Below are 18270 nucleotides of genomic sequence, written 5' to 3' on the forward strand. Positions count from 1 at the left end.
TCCAATTTCTTATTCAATCAGGAATTTTTTCAACTTCGTCATTGCTTGCGCTTCAATCTGACGAATACGCTCTGCTGAAACACCATATTCAGCAGCTAATTCATGCAATGTTGGCTTTTTACTATCATCTGTTTCCATCCAACGACGCTGAACAATATCACGACTACGATCATCTAAGCTTGCCATAGCATTTGCTAAGGCTTCCAAGCTTTTTTGTTCTGTATCATCCTGTTCAACTTGTACTGATGGATCCATATTTTCATCCGCCAACCATTCTGAGGGTGAATAATGTTCGTTATCATCATCACTTGTTGTTAAATCAAATGAAACATCATTAGAAAATAAGCGAGATTCCATTCTTTTCACTTCATCTACACTAACATTCAAATCAGCCGCAATATTTTCAGCTTCGTTTTCATTCAACCAACCTAAAGATTCTTTAGATGAACGCAAATTAAAAAATAGTTTACGCTGCGCCTTTGTGGTCGCAACTTTAACAATTCGCCAGTTACGAATCACAAAGTCATGAATTTCTGACTTGATCCAGTGAACAGCGAAAGAAATGAGGCGAACATTGTATTTTGGATCAAAGCGCTTAACGGCTTTCATCAAACCAACATTACCTTCTTGTACCAAATCCACCAAAGGCAAACCATAACCTGTAAAGCCTTTAGCAATATGAACAACAAATTTTAAATGTGCCAAAACTAATAATTGTGCCGCTTGAATGTCATTATGCTCAATCAAACGCGTTGCAAGCTCTTTCTCTTCTTCTGCACTTAAAGTTGGGATATCTGCAATTGCAGAAGCATATGCACTGAAGTCATCACTGACAGCAGGCAATGAATTAGCTCTTAAAACTAAAGATTTATTCATTAAACCTCCCTTTAAATTTGACAGATCATTATATCATAAATCCATGATGAATATGATCTATTCTTTACTTCTCTTATCTTTATACTATGTCTTCCATAAGTATAGTCAATAATTACATTTTTTGTTAAGATCGATGCCTTAAAATAATGTGCAATCTGCACAAATTTTACACAACAAAATGGTTTTGGAGGAATTTATGACCAACGATAAGGTTAAGAAAGAAGCAGAATTTAGAAAGGCAGCATTGAATTATCATCGCTTCCCCAAACCTGGTAAGGTTGAAGTTATCCCTAGCAAACCTGTCAGCGATCAACGCGATCTATCTTTAGCTTATTCTCCTGGAGTTGCCTATCCTTGTGAAGAAATTAAAGCCAATCCTTTAACGGCATTAGATTACACAGCAAAAGGCAATTTAGTTGCAGTAATTTCCAATGGTACAGCTGTGCTTGGCTTAGGCAACATTGGTGCTTTAGCAGGCAAACCTGTGATGGAAGGCAAAGGGGTTTTATTTAAAAAATTTGCAGGCATCGATGTTTTTGACATCGAAGTTGATGAACAAGATCCACAAAAATTCATCGAAGCGGTTGCGGCTTTAGAACCAACATTTGGTGGCATTAATTTAGAAGATATCAAAGCACCAGAATGTTTTGAAATTGAAACTGAACTTAAAAAACGCATGAATATTCCTGTGTTCCACGATGATCAGCACGGTACAGCAATCATTGTTGCGGCTGGCGTAATGAATGCACTTAAACTTGTGAACAAATCCATTGAAGATGTTCGCTTAGTTGTCAGCGGCGCAGGTGCTGCTGCATTAGCATGTTTAAACATGTTAGTCACAATGGGTTTAAAGAAAGAGAATATCTTAGTTTCAGACATTGACGGCATTATCAATACTCGCCGAGCAGAAGAGACATTAAACAAATACAACAAAGTATATCAACGTGAAACACCACACAATACATTGGCTGAAGCAATTGTTGATGCAGATGTATTTTTAGGTTTATCAGCGCCTCGCGTTTTAACTCAAGATATGGTTAAAACAATGGCAGCAAACCCTGTGATTTTTGCATTAGCAAACCCAGAGCCAGAAATTCGTCCTGAATTGGTTCATGAAGTGCGTGATGATGCAATCGTAGCAACAGGCCGTTCTGACTATCCAAATCAGATCAATAATGTTTTATGTTTCCCATTCTTGTTCCGTGGTGCATTAGATTGTGGTGCAACAGAAATCAATGAAGCAATGAAGGTTGCATGTGTGAATGCCATTGCACGTTTAGCACAACAAAGTGCAAGCATTAATGCGGGCAGTCGCAAAAGTCAAACAGCACGTTTTGGCCGTGATAGCATCATTCCAAAACCTTTTGATTCTCGCTTAATCATTGAATTACCTTTAGCGGTCGCAAAAGCAGCAATGGAAACAGGTGTTGCAACTCGCCCAATCGAAGATTTAGATGCATATCGAGAAGAATTAACATCATTGGTTTATCGCTCATCTATGATCATGAAACCTTTGTTTGATGAAGCAAAACAGAACTATCGAACCATTGCTTATGTTGAAGGTGAAGATGAGCGTGTATTGCGCGCAGCTGAAATCATTCATAGCGAACAATTAGCAAACCCTGTATTAGTCGGCCGTGCAGATGTCATTCAAGCTAAATTAGCAGAATTATCTATCAGCTTACCGACAAAAGTATTGCAACCAGAAGATACGATTTCTCGCACTGAACGTGAATTTGTACAGATCATTGATTATCGTGATCCGCCACATTTAGAAGTTTGTCATAAAGCTTACTACGCTAAAATGTGCCGCAAAGGTATCACTGAAGATTGGGCTTATCACCGCTTGCAAATGCGTCCTTACGTTTTGACTGGCATGTTGTTGAATCAAGGATTCATTGATGGCATTGTTGCAGGCACTTTAGGTCAATATCAAAATCATCTAGAACACATTACAGATACAGTTGGATTGAAAGATCCCAACACCAAACCATCTGCTGTTAGTATTTTATTGGCGCAAGATGGCCCATTATTCTTTACAGATACGCATGTCAATGCTAATCCTGATGCCGAACAATTGGCGGACATTGCGCTATCTGGTGCAAAGATTGTTGAACGTTTTGGCCTTAAACCTAATATTGCTTTAGTTTCTCACTCTAACTTTGGCTCATTTGACACTGAATTTTCATTAAAAATGAGAAAGACGTTAGAAATATTGAGAGAGAAAGCGCCAACATTGTCTGTTGAAGGGGAAATGCAACCAGAATTGGCACTATTCAAACAATATCGTGATGAATATTTGCCGAGCAATAGATTGTCTGACAATGCAAATTTATTGGTATTCAGCAACATTGACTCTGCAAACGTTTCTTATAACCTTGCGAAATCAATCACTGGTAGCGTTGTGGTTGCGCCAATCTTAACAGGCTTTGCAAAACCTGTTCAAGTACTCACGAATATTGCAACTGTACGTCGCGTTGTCAATATGACAGCAATTTGTGCAACTGAATAACATTTAGCAATAAACCCTCAAGTTCGCAAAATTATCCTTTACAAGAAACCGTAAAGCCGTTATTTTGCGAACTTGTCTCTCATTCAGGATCAATAATAAATATACAATGAACTCTATGCGTACAACTCTACTGATTCCTTTTATTCTGATCATTACCGCGTGTTCTAGCTACGGAACATATACTGTTCGCTCTGGCGATTCTTTGAGTAGTATTGCTAGTCGTCATAATATTTCAGTTGCCGAGATCAGTCGCATTAATAACATCTCCAATCCGAATCATATTCGTGCTGGCCAAACACTAAAAGTGCGAGGTGGTGCAAAAGTTAAAGATAGTCGCTCTAGTTATGCTTCTAATAATAATTACAAACCTACAGCGAAAAGAAATAGTGATCACAGCATTCAAGCTTCATCCACTTATACTAATCAACCCATTCCTAAAATGGGCGGTTGGCAGAAACCTACTCGCGGAAAAGTGGTGCGCTCTTTCAATCCAAACTTACCTGGACACAAAGGTATTCAAATTACGGGTAACATGAACCAAACAGTCAACAGTGCTAATAATGGTATTGTCGCCTATGCAGGACAAGGCAGTGGTGGATTTGGTCAATTAGTCATGATCAAACATGCCAATAATGTTTACACAGCTTATGGCTATTTATCCTCAATTTCTGTTCGTGAAGGTCAAAAAGTTTCTAGCGGACAACAGATCGGCACAATGGGCACAAGCCCAGATGGTAGAAGCGTTTTGCACTTTGAAGTGCGAGTGAATGGCAACCCTATCAATCCATCTCGTTACGTTAATTTCTAATGATTAAAACTGTTCAAGGGATAATTGCAATCCCTTGAGCATATCACCACCTGATCGCGAACCAATACTAAAAACCTGCATCATTGCCTGATCTAATAAATCTATATCAGTCTCTGCAATATCATCGCCTAAATTCACGAGCCATTCATTAAATCGGCCATTTTTGGCATGTTTTAGCATCGAATAACTAATCTCATTAGTTCTGTCACGATTATTGTCTATGGCAATTTGTAATGCATGAATCGCACATAGATTCTTCGGTGATTGCAAATAACATCCCAATAAAAATCCGACTAAACGATCATCACCTGATGGCGTTAAGCCCAAACCTAAACCAATACTTGCCGATGCATGTTGAATAATAGCCTCATTATTTTTTTGCTCAATTGCATGGATCATTGCTGAAAAATTATCATCTAATTTGTGATAAATCATCTGCTCTAGATCTAATAATGCTTCATTATTTTCATCCAAAAATTGTTGAATTTTTTGAATCATGATGGGATTAAGATCATTAATCACTGGTAAGTCAACCTGCCATTTCGGTACATCATTGAGATCAATGGTCTGCCCTGATAACAACATATACTGATCTTGTATTTTTAAAGATGTGCATTCAGATAAAACCCAATCATTAAATGATTCAATGTTCATAATCATCGTATTTGGGCCATTTGGTAGATCACGGGATAAAAACGTCATCATCTCACCTTCATCATTGATCCAATTAATCGCATGACTGAATCGACTGTGCAATCGATAATTGAAGGGTTGATTATACTGCCAAAATTGCCATAATGCATGATCCATTGATTTTACCTGAGAAAACATACGCCCTATCCATATACAATTTAATCTAAGATTATTATCTGACAATCAATTTCTGCAATCAACGCTATAATATCGAACAATGATACACTTTTTAACAAAGGAGTTTGAATGAAAACAACAGCACGCAATCAATTCAAAGGGACTATCGAAGCCATTCAATCTGCGGGTTCAGGCAATGATGAAATCATCATTGATATCGGCAATGGCTTAGAGATCGTTGCTGGCATCACGCAAGGCAACACTCGTCGTCTTGAATTAACGGTTGGCCAAGAAGTGATCGCATTGATCAAAGCATCTTGGGTGATTTTAGCTGTTGATTCAGATGAGTATGAGTTTTCAACTCGCAATCAATTTTCATCGACAGTCACAGCAATTCAATCAGGTCCTGTTGACAGCGAAGTGCTGCTAACAACCGATGAAGGTATTGAATTAGTTGCATTAGTTACCAATGAAACTGTTGATAAAATGGCACTGACAACAGGCACAAAAACTAAAGCTTTATTCAAAGCACCACATGTTATTTTAGGGCTTAAAAAAGCATAAACGCCTACTATATTTCAAAAAACTCTTCCCCAATACAGGAAGAGTTTTTTATTTGTACTTATATTTTCAAATTATCAAGCAATCTTGTTTGACCAATTTTTGCAGCTGCAAGAATAATCAATCGTCCATTATTATGCTCTGCAATCATTAAAGAATGTTGATCTCTTACGGAGATATAATCCAGATGCCAACCTTGATCATTCAATGCTTGAATGGCTAGAGATTCAATCTCACGTAAATTTACCGATTCACCATCTTGTATAATCATCGTTCTCATATTCGATAAACACTGTGATAATTCAATAGCCTTTTCTTTTTCAGCATCAGATAAATAACCATTTCTGCTAGATAATGCTAAGCCTGATGCTTCTCGCTCAATGGCCACAGGAATGATTCTAATGGGCATATTTAGCTCATCCACCATCTCACGAATGATGTGCAGTTGCTGAAAATCTTTTTCACCAAAACAAGCAATATTGGGTTGCACGATATTAAACAACTTAGTCACTACAGTTGCAACGCCGTTAAAATGCCCTTCTCTTGATGCACCACATAATTCATTTTGAACTTTTGATGGTACAACACGCACAGATTGAATGCCTTTTGGATACATCTCTTCTGCATTCGGTGCAAATACTGCGTCTATACCCAATGCTTTTAATTTCTCACAATCTTCTGATAAAGTTCTAGGATAACTTGCCAAATCTTCGTTAGGACCAAACTGAATCGGATTCACAAAAATAGAAACGATCACATGTTGAGCATTGTCTTTTGCTGTTTTCACCAATGACAAATGCCCATCATGTAAATTCCCCATCGTTGGTACTAAAGCTACATTCGATAAAGCTGCTCTAAACGCGCGCATTTCTGCAACTGTTTGAATAATTTTCATAATTCTCTCTAGTTAAATGAATGTTGATCTGTTGGAAACAGTGATGATTTCACCGCATCGACATAAGCCTTAATCGCAGATTCAATCGAGGATTGATCTTGCAAAAAATTATGAGAAAAACTGGGTGGATCAGGATAAATCCCGAGCATATCCTGCAACACTAAAACTTGCCCATCACAATCCACGCCTGCACCAATTCCGATCACAGGAATACTTAATTGCTCTGATATTATTTTCGCTAAATCTTTAGGAATACATTCCAATACAATCATTACAGCACCAGCACTTTCATGCGCTTTAGCTGACTCTATCATTTCATTCGCCACATCTTGTTGACGACCTTGCACACGATATCCACCCAAAGTATTCACAGATTGAGGTGTTAAACCTAAATGGGCACATACAGGAATTGAACGCTTAGAAAAATAAGCTGTTTTCTCCACTTGATCCAATCCACCTTCAATTTTCACAACATGTGCGCCAGCCTTCATCAACTTCACAGCATTTTGAAAGGCTATTTCTACTGAGCTTTCATAAGCGCCAAATGGAAGATCAGCCACAAGTAATGCTTTTTGGTTACCGTTGGCAACATTTTGTGTGTGATAAATCATGTGTTCCATTGTCACGGGCAAAGTACTGTTATGCCCTTGGATCGTCATTCCCAGTGAATCGCCGATCAATAACACATCAACACCAACATTATTCATAACTTTTGAAAAAGATGCATCATAGCAAGTTAACATCGCGATTTTTTCGCCCTTCTCTTTCATCTTTCTCAAGGTTGTTACAGTGATCATTCAATGCTCCGATTAATTACCTTCGAAGGCTCGATTATAGCCTTCAATTTTCAAAGCACCACCATTACATCTAGTATTCGTTACAATTAAAAACCAAATGCAACCTTATCAACCATGGATCAAAGAGATGAGAGAACACATAGAGCATCATCGTTACTGATTCAATTCCCAAAGATCATAATCCAATAAATTTAAATAGGCTTTACCTTTAAGAAAAACGATTAAATGACGACCTGTTTTGGTGTCACTTTTTTTTTGAATCTTTGCATCAACACTTTTAAATTGATAACGAACCAATGCTTTCTCAAAAGTTTGTTCTGATTGATACTTTAACGGGTTTTGATCATGCATGATTGGTTGCCCAACGCTAATTACTTCAATAGTATTGAGATCTTTTTTATCCATATCTGTAAAATCCCTAAGCTTTTTCACACGCCAATCTTTGATAGAGATTGAGCGATCTTGCAATATATCAGGGATCAACATGCCATCTTCTTCATTCACACCCAAAATTTTATCATTGACATTTGTGCCTAAAAATACGACATTCATCAGCTCTTTTGTACGTTTAGTATTTTGACAAGCAAAAACAGTTTTTAATAACTGTTCAGCAGAGCTTTGGTCTTTAGCATCACAAATTCTATTATCGTCTTCTGCCATTGCTATCATCGGGCTAATTAACAGGATAGCCAATACCATCATGCTTTTTTTCATACTATTCCCTTATTATATTTTATTAATGAATTCATGTATTTGTGACTATAATGTATTATTGTGGTTCTATTTGCAATAAAAAAGCTCTGATCACTCAGAGCTCTTTCAGCTTTAATCTTTAGAAACTAATCTAAATCCTCTTCAAACATTGCCGCCAATTCAGGCGCAGTGAGATTGTGCTTTGCTTCTTTGCTGAATGTTTTTAAGAACTGGCCATTTTTCAACAACATTGTGCGATCACCATATTTAATTGCATGATGCATATTATGCGTGATCATCAAACATGTTAGATGATTTTCTTCCACAATTTTATTCGCTAAGTACATCACATTTTCAGCAATTTTAGGATCGAGTGCTGCTGTAATTTCATCCAATAATAAAATCTTAGAATCAGATAAAATCGCCATAATTAAACTTAAAGCTTGGCGTTGACCGCCTGATAAGTTCATCACTGAATCTTGTAAACGATTTTCCAATCCCATATTTAACAAAGACAATCGATCTCTGAAAAACTCACGCTTTGTTTTGCTATTAAAAAACTCTAAACCACGAAATTGACCGCGTTTTGCTGCAAATGACATATTTTCTAAGATTGTCATACGCTCCATCGTGCCAACACGAGGATCCTGCATCACAATAGAAACATCTTTCGCACGTTTTTGTTGAGAATGCCCTGTCACATCCTCGTCATTGATTAAAATGCGACCTTTTTCAGGCTTCATAAAACCAGAAATCACATTAAATAATGTGGACTTACCTGCGCCATTGCCACCAATGATCACAGAAAACTCACCTTTTTTAACTTCCAAACTCAAACCTGAAAGTACTTCTCTTTCTAATTTTGTGCCTTTGGCAACAATGACATCGATTGATTCTAATTTAAGCATTTTTTCTTCCTGGTAACGCCATAATCACAATAATTAATACGCCTGCAATGAGATTAAAGTCTGACGTTTGTAGGTTTAAAAACTCCGTATTGAGTGCAATAGATGTCACAACGCGATACACAATCGAACCAATAATACAGCTTAACAACTTCACCCAGATAGATCTGAATGGTAAAACTTTTTCACCGATAATTACAGCCGCAAAGCCTGCGATGATTGTGCCGATGCCCGATGTTAAATCGCCAAAGCCTTGCTGTTGGGAAAATAATGCACCACCCAATGCAATCAAACCATTACCAAGCGCTACGCCCAAAATAATCATCCATTTAACATTAACGCCGCCATTTAAGCACAAACGCTTATTTTGACCAATAGCACGCAAAGATAAGCCCAAATTCGTGCTCAATAACCATGTAAAAGCCCCCACTAAAACAATGGCAATGATTGCTAAATAGATCAATGAATACGAAAAGCTGTAGCCAAATAACTCAAAGTACGATGAAGGGAAAATGGTTGTTGCACCCATTAAGGAAATATTAGGAATACCGCCCATAACATGAATATTGACTGAATAGAGCATAAATGCCACTAAAATACCTGCCAATAAATCTGTCACTTTAAAGTAACAGTTCAAAATCCCCGTTACAGAACCTGCTGCCATTCCACCCATAATTGCGATCAATAATGCAAAATAGGGATTGTAACCATATTTGATCAAAATACTTGAAATCGCCGCACCTAATACAAAACTTCCATCACATGTTAAATCAGGAAAATCTATCACACGAAATGTGAGATAGATTCCCATACCAACAATCCCATAGATGAGCCCTAAAATAAGGCTCATCTCCAATTCACCGAAACTTATCATTGACTAACTTAATCCTTCTTGATTACTTTTGCTGCTTTTGCTTTAACTGCATCAGGGAATGTATAACCCAATTTATCTGCAGCATCTTGATTGATGAACAATTCTAAACCATTCGGGAAACCAACATCAATGCTATTGATATCTTTACCATCTAAAATGTCTGCAATCATCACCGCTGTATCTAAACCTAAATCATACTGATTTGGACCTAATGCTGCTAAAGCACCTAATTCAACTGCATCTGTATCTGCTACAAATACAGGTTTTTTCTCTTTATTTGCTGCCATAATAACGCTTTCTAATGCAGCCAATGTTGTGTTATCACCATACACAAACAAAGCATCTGTTTTGCCTGCCAAGCGTGTTGCTGCTTGTGGCACATCTGATGTTTTATTCACTGCTTGCGGAACAATTGTTAAACCTAATTTCTCACTTGCAACATTAACATCTTGCAATTGTTGAATTGAGTTCGCATCTGCTGGATTATAAATAAAGCCGATTGTTTTCAAATTCGGTAATAATTCTTTGAATAATTCAAATTGTGGCGTGACATCTACTTTGTTAGACATGCCTGTGACATTACTATTTGAACCCGATAATTTTGTCACCAAACTCGCACTTAAAGGATCAGTGATCGAAGAGAAAACCATTTTTGTTTTACCTTCATTGGCTGCTTTCACTAAACTTTGTGCTGAAGGTGTACCAATACCAACTGTTACATCAGCACCTTGGTTCACAAATTTTGTAGAAATTTGGCTTGCTAATGCAATGTTACCTTGCGCAGATTCTACACGAAAATCTAAGTTCTCACCTTGCTTATAACCACGTTTTTCTAAGCCATCTTTAATGCCTTTCGCAGTTTGATCCAAAGCAGGGTGTTCTACAATTTGGTTCACATAAACTTTTTTCATTTCTGCATAAGATGCACTGAATACTGTCATTAATCCCAATGCTGCTGCCAATACTGTTTTTTTCATTGCCCTACTCCTCTATATAAATTTATTTTTGGTTAATTTTTGCTAAAACTGATGCATATCCGTTGTTATTTTCATCTTTCAAGAAACGTGCGACACGCCCTATTGTGGTTAAACTCGCCCCTGTCAGGGCATGAATTTCACGATACGAATGCTGTTCTGTCGCAAGCAACTTACATACTCTCCAACGCTCTACAAATGCGGCATATTCATTGGGCGTGCAAAGGTCTTTTAAAAAATCATTCATCCCTTTTGCATCATCAATGGATACTAACGCCTCACAAAGCGATTGATAATCATCATTCTTCATTGATCCCTCCGTAAACTGTACTAGCATAGTAGTACAATTATTTTAAAAGTCAATTTTTTCTTATATTTTAACTGCACAAAACACTGACTATCCTGCAATAGCATTGATCTATCTAAAACACGCTCAATGATATGAATATTTTTCGGTTAATGTGCTTGCATTTCGGCAAGAAGCATTGTAAAAAATATGACATGAACAAAATTACTGCACTAGTTTATTTCTTTTACTTTTACTTCAAGCCCTGCGGGACTCGGAGAATTTTGTGATGCCAAAATAAACTAGCAAAACATAACCGAAAGCCCGCAAAAAGCGGGCTTTTTTTCATCTACACATCATAAATTTAAAACAGAAGGAGTAAAACCATGAGCACATCCGAGGCAATACAGCCCGAAAAGTCCTTAACACGAGAGGATAAAAAAACATTATCACTTGCTGCATTAGGTGGCACATTAGAATTCTATGATTTTGTCATCTATGCCTTGTATATAGAAACTGTTGTTAAACCTCTCTTTTTACCCGCTGATTTAGCTGCGGGAATTTGGGGTGATATCTTTGCTTGGGGTGGTTTTGCAGCAGGTTATTTAGCGCGCCCAATTGGCGGCATGGTGATGGCTCACTTTGGCGATACTTTAGGTCGTAAAAAAATGTTTACTCTAAGTATCTTTATGATGGCGATCCCTACGTTATTAATCGGTTTAATGCCAACTTATGCGACCATTGGCATTGCAGCCCCCATTTTATTGATCGTATTTCGCGTATTACAAGGTGCTGCAATTGGCGGAGAAATGCCTGGCGCTTGGGTATTCATCGCTGAACATTCACCTAAAAAACATTATGGCTTAGGCATTGGCGTATTAACAGGCGGTATTGCTGGCGGTATTTTACTCGGCTTCTCTATTTCATTATCTATTGATGTAATCTACGCAGATAACCGCGCTGCAATCACTGATTATGCTTGGAGAATTCCATTCATCATTGGCGGTATTTTTGGTTTAGTGGCTGTTTATTTACGTCGATTCTTATCAGAAACACCAGTATTCCAAGAAATGGCTAAAAATAAATCATTATCTAAAGAGATCCCAATTGTTACAGTTGTCAAAAAACATCGCTTTGCTTGTGTATTAACAGGTTTATTAACGTGGTCATTATCCACAACCATTATGCTGGGTATTTTATTTACACCCGTCAAAGTGCTACAAGGTATTTACGGTATTGATCCAATGATCACGCGTATTTCTGGATTAATTGCAGCGGTCTGTTTAGTCATTGGCTGTATCACAGCTGGTATTTTTGAAGATAAATTAAAAACACGTAAAGTTTCGATAGTATTTTGGGGCGGATTAATTGTGACATCCACAATCTTTTACTCAACTTTATCGTCCGTATTAACACCTTACGCAAGCAATGCTCTATCTCAAAGTACATTAATCACCGTCATTGCTCTTTACGGCATTATGGGCTTCTTTGCTGGTTGCACATCATTACCACCCATTATGGCAACACGTATGTTTCCACCTAATATTCGTTTCAGTGGCTTATCATTTTCATACAATTTGTCATACGCGATTTTCAGTGCAATCACGCCCGCTGTTGCTATTGCCCTATTAAAAATCACACCAATGGGTGTTGCTTATTACCTTTGGTTCGTTGCAATGCTTGCAATTGCTGTTGCTTTTATCCCATTAGCGCACAAAGGCTGGGCAGCTGAAAGCGAAAGCATATTAGACGATCAAAACTCTGCATTAAGCAATTCATCATTAACCTAAATCTGTCAAAACCCTCATGAACTGTGTTGTTAGATTATTTCTAACAATACAATTCATTTGAATGAAAAGATCGAGGACTTGGTGAATCTTAACTCAGATCAAGTCATTTTTCGATAAAATGTCGCATATTCTAGCCATCGATGGACATTTTGGAGAAGGACTATGAAGCTGACTCACCAAGAATTGCATTCCCTGATGAAAAATAAATTAATGCAAGCAGGTTTAACAGAAGAACATGCTAGCATTGTTGCGGATGTATTGGTTCATGCAGACCTACGCGGCATTCATTCTCATGGCGCTGTTCGTGTTGAATACTACGCAGAACGTATCAGTAAAGGTGGAACCAATACCCATCCTAATTTTAAATTTGAAAAAACAGGTCCATGTAGCGCTATTTTCCACGGCGACAATGGTTCTGGCCATGTTGCGGCTAAATTAGCAATGGATGAAGCGATTGCAATGGCAAAAGAGAATGGCATTGCAGTTGTTGGTATGAGTAAAGTTGGCCACAGCGGCGCATTATCATATTTTGTAGAAATGGCTGCCAATGCTGGTTTTGTTGGTATTTCAATGTGCCAATCGGATCCTATGGCCGTTCCTTTCAATGGCGCTGAAGTATATTACGGCACAAATCCTATCGCATTTGCAGCACCTGGCGAAGGCACAGATAAAATCATTTTTGACATGGCAACTACAGTACAAGCTTGGGGCAAAGTGCTCGATGCTCGTTCTCGTAATGTCGCAATTCCAGATACTTGGGCAGTGGATGCAAGCGGCAAGCCCACAACTGATGCACATGCTGTGCATGGTTTATTACCAATCGCAGGACCAAAAGGTTATGGTTTAATGATGATGGTGGATGTATTAGCAGGTGTTTTATTAGGCTTGCCTTTCGGCAAAAATGTCTCATCCATGTATCATGATTTAAAAGAAGGTCGTAATTTAGGCCAATTACACATTGTGATTGACCCAGCTAAATTTGCAGGTGCTGAAGTGGTTCGCCAAGGCATCAGCCGAATGATGAAAGAATTGAATGAAATCAAACCAGCTGAAGGCGTTGATATGGTTTTCTATCCTGGTCAAAACACTGAAATTGCAGAACGTGAAGCACTCAAAAATGGCGTAGAGATTGTAGATGAAATTTACAACTATCTCATTTCTGATGCTATTTATGTTAATTCTTATGACAACAAAGATCCATTTGCAAGTTAATAACTAAGGAGCATGATGATGATAGATTTTACAGAACGCTTGACTGAAATTTCTGAATGGTTATCAAAGATTGGTGCCGATCCAACTGGCGGAATGACGCGCCTTTTGTACACACAAGAGTGGATTGATGCACAAAATGCTTTAAAGCAAAGATTCATCGACAATGGTTTTGAAGCAAATTTTGATGAAGTGGGCAACTTATTTGGCCGTGTTGAAGGTAGTAAATATCCTAACGAAACCATTTTATCAGGTTCACACATAGATACTGTTGTGAATGGTGGTAATTTAGATGGCCAATATGGCATTGAAGCGGCATTTTTAGCCATTCAATATTTAAAAGAAAAATATGGTCAACCACTTCGTTCACTAGAAGTTGTATCTATGGCTGAAGAAGAAGGCAGCCGTTTCCCTTACGTTTTCTGGGGCAGTAAAAATATTGTTGGTATCGCAAATAATGACGATGTAAAAAATATCGCAGATAGCAAAGGCAATCAATTTGTAGAGGCAATGCGCAACGCTGGTTTTGACTTCCGTGATAATACAAAACCCATGCGCAGTGACATTAAAGCATTTGTAGAAATTCACATCGAACAAGGCAATGTATTAGAGATGGAAGGCCAACAAATTGGCGTAGTCAATGCCATTGTTGGACAGCGCCGCTACAATGTTTCATTGAAAGGACAGTCCAATCATGCAGGTACAACACCAATGGGTTATCGTAAAGATACTGTATATGGTTTCAGCCAAATCTGCTTTGAATCCATTAATAAAGCAAAAAAAGTGGGCGATCCATTAGTGTTAACTTTTGGTAAAGTTGAACCAAAACCTGGCGTTGTTAACGTCGTGCCTGGTTATACAAATTTTACAATTGATTGTCGTCACACTGATAGACAAGCATTGGTTGATTTCACCACTGAGCTTGAAGCAGACATGGAACGTATTGCTAAAGAGCAAGGTTTAATCATAGAAATTGATCGTTGGATGGATGAAGATCCCATTCCTATGGATCAAGATTTAGTGACCAAATTAGAAGGCATTTGCCAGCGTGACAATTACAATTTCCGTGTAATGCACAGTGGCGCGGGGCATGATGCTCAAATTTTTGCCCCCAAAGTACCAACGGTCATGTTTTTTGTGCCAAGCATTAACGGTGTGAGCCATAACCCAGCTGAAGCAACCAAAATCGAAGATTTAGCGGAAGGTGTGAAAGTACTCGCACAAACGCTATATGAATTGGCTTACTATGAATAATTAACATTTGAACTGACAGAGCTCATCATATCGAGCTCTGCCTAGTTGTCTATCGACATTAAGGAGTTATACATGAATCTCTCAACTGAAGGTAAAACAACAGGCCTCCAAGGTTTACAATATTGGCATAAAATCGTCATCTTACTCTGTTTGGGCTGGGTCATTATTTGGATTTACCGCCCTGTTTTAACAGCTATTTTCCCTGAAGTCCAAGCCACAATTGGCACACAATCCAACGCAGCATTAGGCTTCATCGCAAGCTGTTACTTCTTTGCCTATACCGCCATGCAAATTCCCGCTGGGATTTTGGTGGATAAATTCGGGCAACGTGCAGTCTTAATTCCTGGCTTCACACTCTTTGTCATTGCAGCTATTGTTGTGGGTTCTGCAACCAATATCCAAATGATCTATTTAGGCAGTGTATTGGCAGGTTTAGGCTGTGGCTCATATTATGGTTCTGCTTACTCGCTCACTGCGGAAAATATCCCATCAGAACATCGTGGATTTGCAACCGCCATCATCAACACTGGTTCAGCACTCGGTATGGGCATTAGCTTAATTGGTACATCTGTATTGGTTAAAACTATGAATATTCCATGGTCATATATGTTGTACATCATTGCGGGTTTATTGGTTTTAATGATCATCGCATTTGTGATCATCATCAAACCATCTGATCGCACAAAAGTTCAAGCTAAAAATACAACGGCAGCAACTGCTGTAGAAGCACCCAAAGGCACAATTGCTGAGCGCTTCTTCTCTCGTAGAATGATCGCATCATACATCATGTATTTTGCAACATGTTATGCGTATTACATGATTGTCAGCTGGTTACCCAACTTCTTAGAAACAGAGCGTGGTTTTGAAGGTGCATCCATTGGTTCAGCATCATCCATCGTTGCCTTTACAGCAATTCCAGGTGCTTTGATTATCAGTAAAATTTCAGATAAATTTAACAATAAACGCATTGCTTTCATTGTGACATTAGAAATATTAGCCGCTATCATGCTATTGATCACAATACAAGCTGGCACAATCACCATGCTGTTGACAGGTTTAGTTTTCTACGGTTTATTGGGCAAATTAACCGTTGAACCGATCTTAATCTCTTATGTTGCAGACAATGCTTCAAAAACAGGCTATGGCACAACATTCGGTGTATTCAACTTCTTTGGCATGAGTTCATCTGTCATCGCGCCACCATTAACTGGCCTCTTGGCAGATATGACTGGTACCAAAATTACAGGCTTTTATGTAGCAGTTGCAATCTTAATCATCGCAACACTATTTTTCTTATTCATTAACGCATTAGAACGCAGAAAAATGGCATAAACTATTCTGCGAGCTATATTTATTGTTCTAAAGGAGATAATCAATGGGTTATATTAATAATCAGCTAGGCTTTCCAAACGGCGTATTACAAACACGTTCATTTGTAAAACATGGTAACTGCGCATTATTGGAGCCAAATGGCTGGGTTAATAACCGCGTTCCAGGTTTTGAAAACTGTGATATGACAATTTTAGGTTCACCAAAGATGGGCGCATCATTTGTTGATTACGTTGTAACTATGCATCCTAACGGCGAAAACATGCGCGGTTTCGGTGGCGGAGAGATTGAAACTTTCGTATTCGTATTGGAAGGTAAAATTAAAGCATATTCTGATAAAGATGAGCATCAGTTGGATCAAGGTGGTTATTTATATTGCCCTGCTGGTGTGACGATGTATCTTAAAAATGATAACAATGGTGAAAAAAGCAAATTATTCCTCTACAAGCGCCGTTATGTCCCATTAGAAGGTTATTCTGCACGCGTGATTGCCGATAACATCAAAAATATTGAAATCGTTCATTATGAAGGTATGGAAAATGTGCATTTCCAAAGCATGTTACCTGCTGAATTAGGCTTTGATATGAACATGCATATCCTGACTTTCAAAAAAGGTGGATCTCATGGTTACATTGAAACTCATGTTCAAGAACATGGTGCATTGATTACATCTGGTCGCGGTATGTATAACTTAGATAATCAATGGATGCCAGTTCAAGAAGGTGATTACATCTTTATGGGCCCTTATAATTTACAAGTGGCTTATCAAGTTGGTGAAGAAGATTTCAGCTATATCTACTCAAAAGATTGTCATCGTGATATTGATCTATAATTAGTCAGATAAAAAAAATTAAATTGGTAAGCACTCTTTACAGGGTGCTTATTTTTTATTTTTACAAAATAACTACATTTAAAATCAGTAATCTATTATCCGTTAATCATTGTATTGATCGATTGTTAGATTATAAAAATAAATATCAGAAAAAATAATTAAAATATTGTAAAATAATAATAACTTAAATAAAAATACCTTAACTCAAAGATATTTCGTTGCTTAACTTTTTCAATTAATTAGGAGCATTGGATAATGAAAAAACTATTCGCATGTTGCTATGGAATATTGCTAATTGTGATGCAACAAAGCAATGCTTTAACACTGGAAGAAGCAGATCATCAGTATTTGTATTACTACGAAGATGCACTCGGCCATCTACCGCCACAGCAGCAGACTCTTCTCACACAAGGCCAGCAATTTTGGATTCAGTATAGAGAATTGCGCTGTCAGCTCCATGAATCCGCTTACAAGGGCAATATTAATCAGTGCAAAGTTGTCCTCACCTTCAGATTCAACAACTTTCTTAAGCTATTACGCCCCAATCAATTAGAAATGATTCGGTTTATGCACGATAAAATCCGTAGTGACATCATTAGCTTCCAACAATCCGATGTGAACTATCTCGGACGATCATTTGAAGAAAATATTTCTCACAGATTAACAGATCAATATACCCAACTTTATCAAAACATTGATATCAAAGAACAAATGAAGTTACAAAAATCTTACATTGTTTGGAAATCTTACAGAAATCAATTATGTTTGCTACTTAAAAGTCGTAACATCATTGATTATAACTATTGTTCAGCAAAATTATCACTCGATATAATTGCAGATATGCAACATTACCAGAGCCATTAAT

At 37.8% G+C, this 18270-nt stretch carries 18 protein-coding genes; 9 read left to right on the top strand and 9 right to left on the bottom strand.

What is annotated here, in order from left to right:
- Window positions 1–9 precede the first annotated feature (9 nt).
- Entirely contained in the window at window positions 10–876 is an 867-nt protein-coding gene (gene rpoH / locus ACA100_RS00325; protein WP_481078036.1) for an RNA polymerase sigma factor RpoH, read from the bottom strand.
- A 196-nt stretch (window positions 877–1072) separates the two neighbouring features.
- Here rpoH and ACA100_RS00330 point away from each other — a divergent pair, with 196 nt between their 5' ends.
- Both ACA100_RS00330 and ACA100_RS00335 read left to right on the top strand, forming a co-directional pair.
- Complete coding sequence (locus ACA100_RS00330) at window positions 1073–3388, top strand: NADP-dependent malic enzyme (protein WP_481078037.1); 2316 nt, start codon at window positions 1073–1075, stop codon at window positions 3386–3388.
- A gap of 115 nt (window positions 3389–3503) precedes the next feature.
- Window positions 3504–4196: a peptidoglycan DD-metalloendopeptidase family protein gene (locus ACA100_RS00335; RefSeq protein WP_481078038.1), complete on the top strand. Its 693-nt coding sequence runs from the start codon at window positions 3504–3506 to the stop codon at window positions 4194–4196.
- A 3-nt stretch (window positions 4197–4199) separates the two neighbouring features.
- On the opposite strand, the gene ACA100_RS00340 is transcribed toward ACA100_RS00335, so the two are convergent.
- A complete protein-coding gene (locus tag ACA100_RS00340; RefSeq protein ID WP_481078039.1) occupies window positions 4200–5027 on the bottom strand; it encodes an oxamate carbamoyltransferase subunit AllH family protein in 828 nt (275 codons plus the stop codon).
- Window positions 5028–5135: 108 nt separating this feature from the next.
- Here ACA100_RS00340 and ACA100_RS00345 point away from each other — a divergent pair, with 108 nt between their 5' ends.
- A complete protein-coding gene (locus ACA100_RS00345; protein ID WP_481078040.1) occupies window positions 5136–5570 on the top strand; it encodes a TOBE domain-containing protein in 435 nt (144 codons plus the stop codon).
- A gap of 58 nt (window positions 5571–5628) precedes the next feature.
- Here the strand turns inward: ACA100_RS00345 and panC are convergent, their stop codons facing one another.
- The 7 genes from panC to ACA100_RS00380 form a co-directional block, all read right to left on the bottom strand.
- On the bottom strand, window positions 5629–6462 hold the full coding sequence (panC, locus tag ACA100_RS00350; protein ID WP_481078041.1) for a pantoate--beta-alanine ligase: 834 nt from the start codon (window positions 6460–6462) through the stop codon (window positions 5629–5631).
- Window positions 6463–6470: 8 nt separating this feature from the next.
- The gene (panB, locus tag ACA100_RS00355; protein ID WP_481078042.1) at window positions 6471–7259 is read right to left on the bottom strand and encodes a 3-methyl-2-oxobutanoate hydroxymethyltransferase; all 789 of its coding nucleotides are present in this window, start codon (window positions 7257–7259) and stop codon (window positions 6471–6473) included.
- Between the two features lie 153 nt (window positions 7260–7412).
- Entirely contained in the window at window positions 7413–7973 is a 561-nt protein-coding gene (locus tag ACA100_RS00360; protein WP_481078043.1) for a hypothetical protein, read from the bottom strand.
- A 125-nt stretch (window positions 7974–8098) separates the two neighbouring features.
- A complete protein-coding gene (locus ACA100_RS00365) occupies window positions 8099–8860 on the bottom strand; it encodes an ABC transporter ATP-binding protein (protein ID WP_481078044.1) in 762 nt (253 codons plus the stop codon).
- Window positions 8853–9731, bottom strand: a complete 879-nt coding sequence (locus ACA100_RS00370) for an ABC transporter permease (RefSeq protein ID WP_481078045.1) — start codon at window positions 9729–9731, stop codon at window positions 8853–8855. The genes ACA100_RS00365 and ACA100_RS00370 overlap by 8 nt, the downstream gene beginning before the upstream one ends.
- An 8-nt stretch (window positions 9732–9739) precedes the next feature.
- Window positions 9740–10708, bottom strand: a complete 969-nt coding sequence (locus tag ACA100_RS00375) for an ABC transporter substrate-binding protein (RefSeq protein ID WP_481078046.1) — start codon at window positions 10706–10708, stop codon at window positions 9740–9742.
- Between the two features lie 22 nt (window positions 10709–10730).
- Complete coding sequence (locus ACA100_RS00380; protein WP_481078047.1) at window positions 10731–11015, bottom strand: YerC/YecD family TrpR-related protein; 285 nt, start codon at window positions 11013–11015, stop codon at window positions 10731–10733.
- A 362-nt stretch (window positions 11016–11377) separates the two neighbouring features.
- On the opposite strand from ACA100_RS00380, the gene ACA100_RS00385 reads away from it, so the two are divergent.
- The 6 genes from ACA100_RS00385 to ACA100_RS00410 all read left to right on the top strand — a co-directional run bounded on the left by ACA100_RS00385 (window position 11378) and on the right by ACA100_RS00410 (window position 18269).
- A complete protein-coding gene (locus tag ACA100_RS00385) occupies window positions 11378–12781 on the top strand; it encodes an MFS transporter (protein ID WP_481078048.1) in 1404 nt (467 codons plus the stop codon).
- 162 nt (window positions 12782–12943) lie between these two features.
- A complete protein-coding gene (allD, locus tag ACA100_RS00390; RefSeq protein WP_481078049.1) occupies window positions 12944–13993 on the top strand; it encodes an ureidoglycolate dehydrogenase in 1050 nt (349 codons plus the stop codon).
- A 15-nt stretch (window positions 13994–14008) separates the two neighbouring features.
- On the top strand, window positions 14009–15244 hold the full coding sequence (allC, locus tag ACA100_RS00395) for an allantoate deiminase (RefSeq protein WP_481078050.1): 1236 nt from the start codon (window positions 14009–14011) through the stop codon (window positions 15242–15244).
- A 72-nt stretch (window positions 15245–15316) separates the two neighbouring features.
- On the top strand, window positions 15317–16576 hold the full coding sequence (locus tag ACA100_RS00400) for an MFS transporter (protein ID WP_481078051.1): 1260 nt from the start codon (window positions 15317–15319) through the stop codon (window positions 16574–16576).
- Between the two features lie 43 nt (window positions 16577–16619).
- Window positions 16620–17405, top strand: coding sequence for a (S)-ureidoglycine aminohydrolase (gene allE, locus ACA100_RS00405; protein WP_481078052.1), 786 nt, complete (start codon window positions 16620–16622; stop codon window positions 17403–17405).
- A gap of 255 nt (window positions 17406–17660) precedes the next feature.
- Complete coding sequence (locus tag ACA100_RS00410) at window positions 17661–18269, top strand: hypothetical protein (RefSeq protein ID WP_481078053.1); 609 nt, start codon at window positions 17661–17663, stop codon at window positions 18267–18269.
- Window position 18270: the final 1 nt, after the last annotated feature.

Source organism: Wohlfahrtiimonas sp. XWW7, from assembly GCF_056716055.1.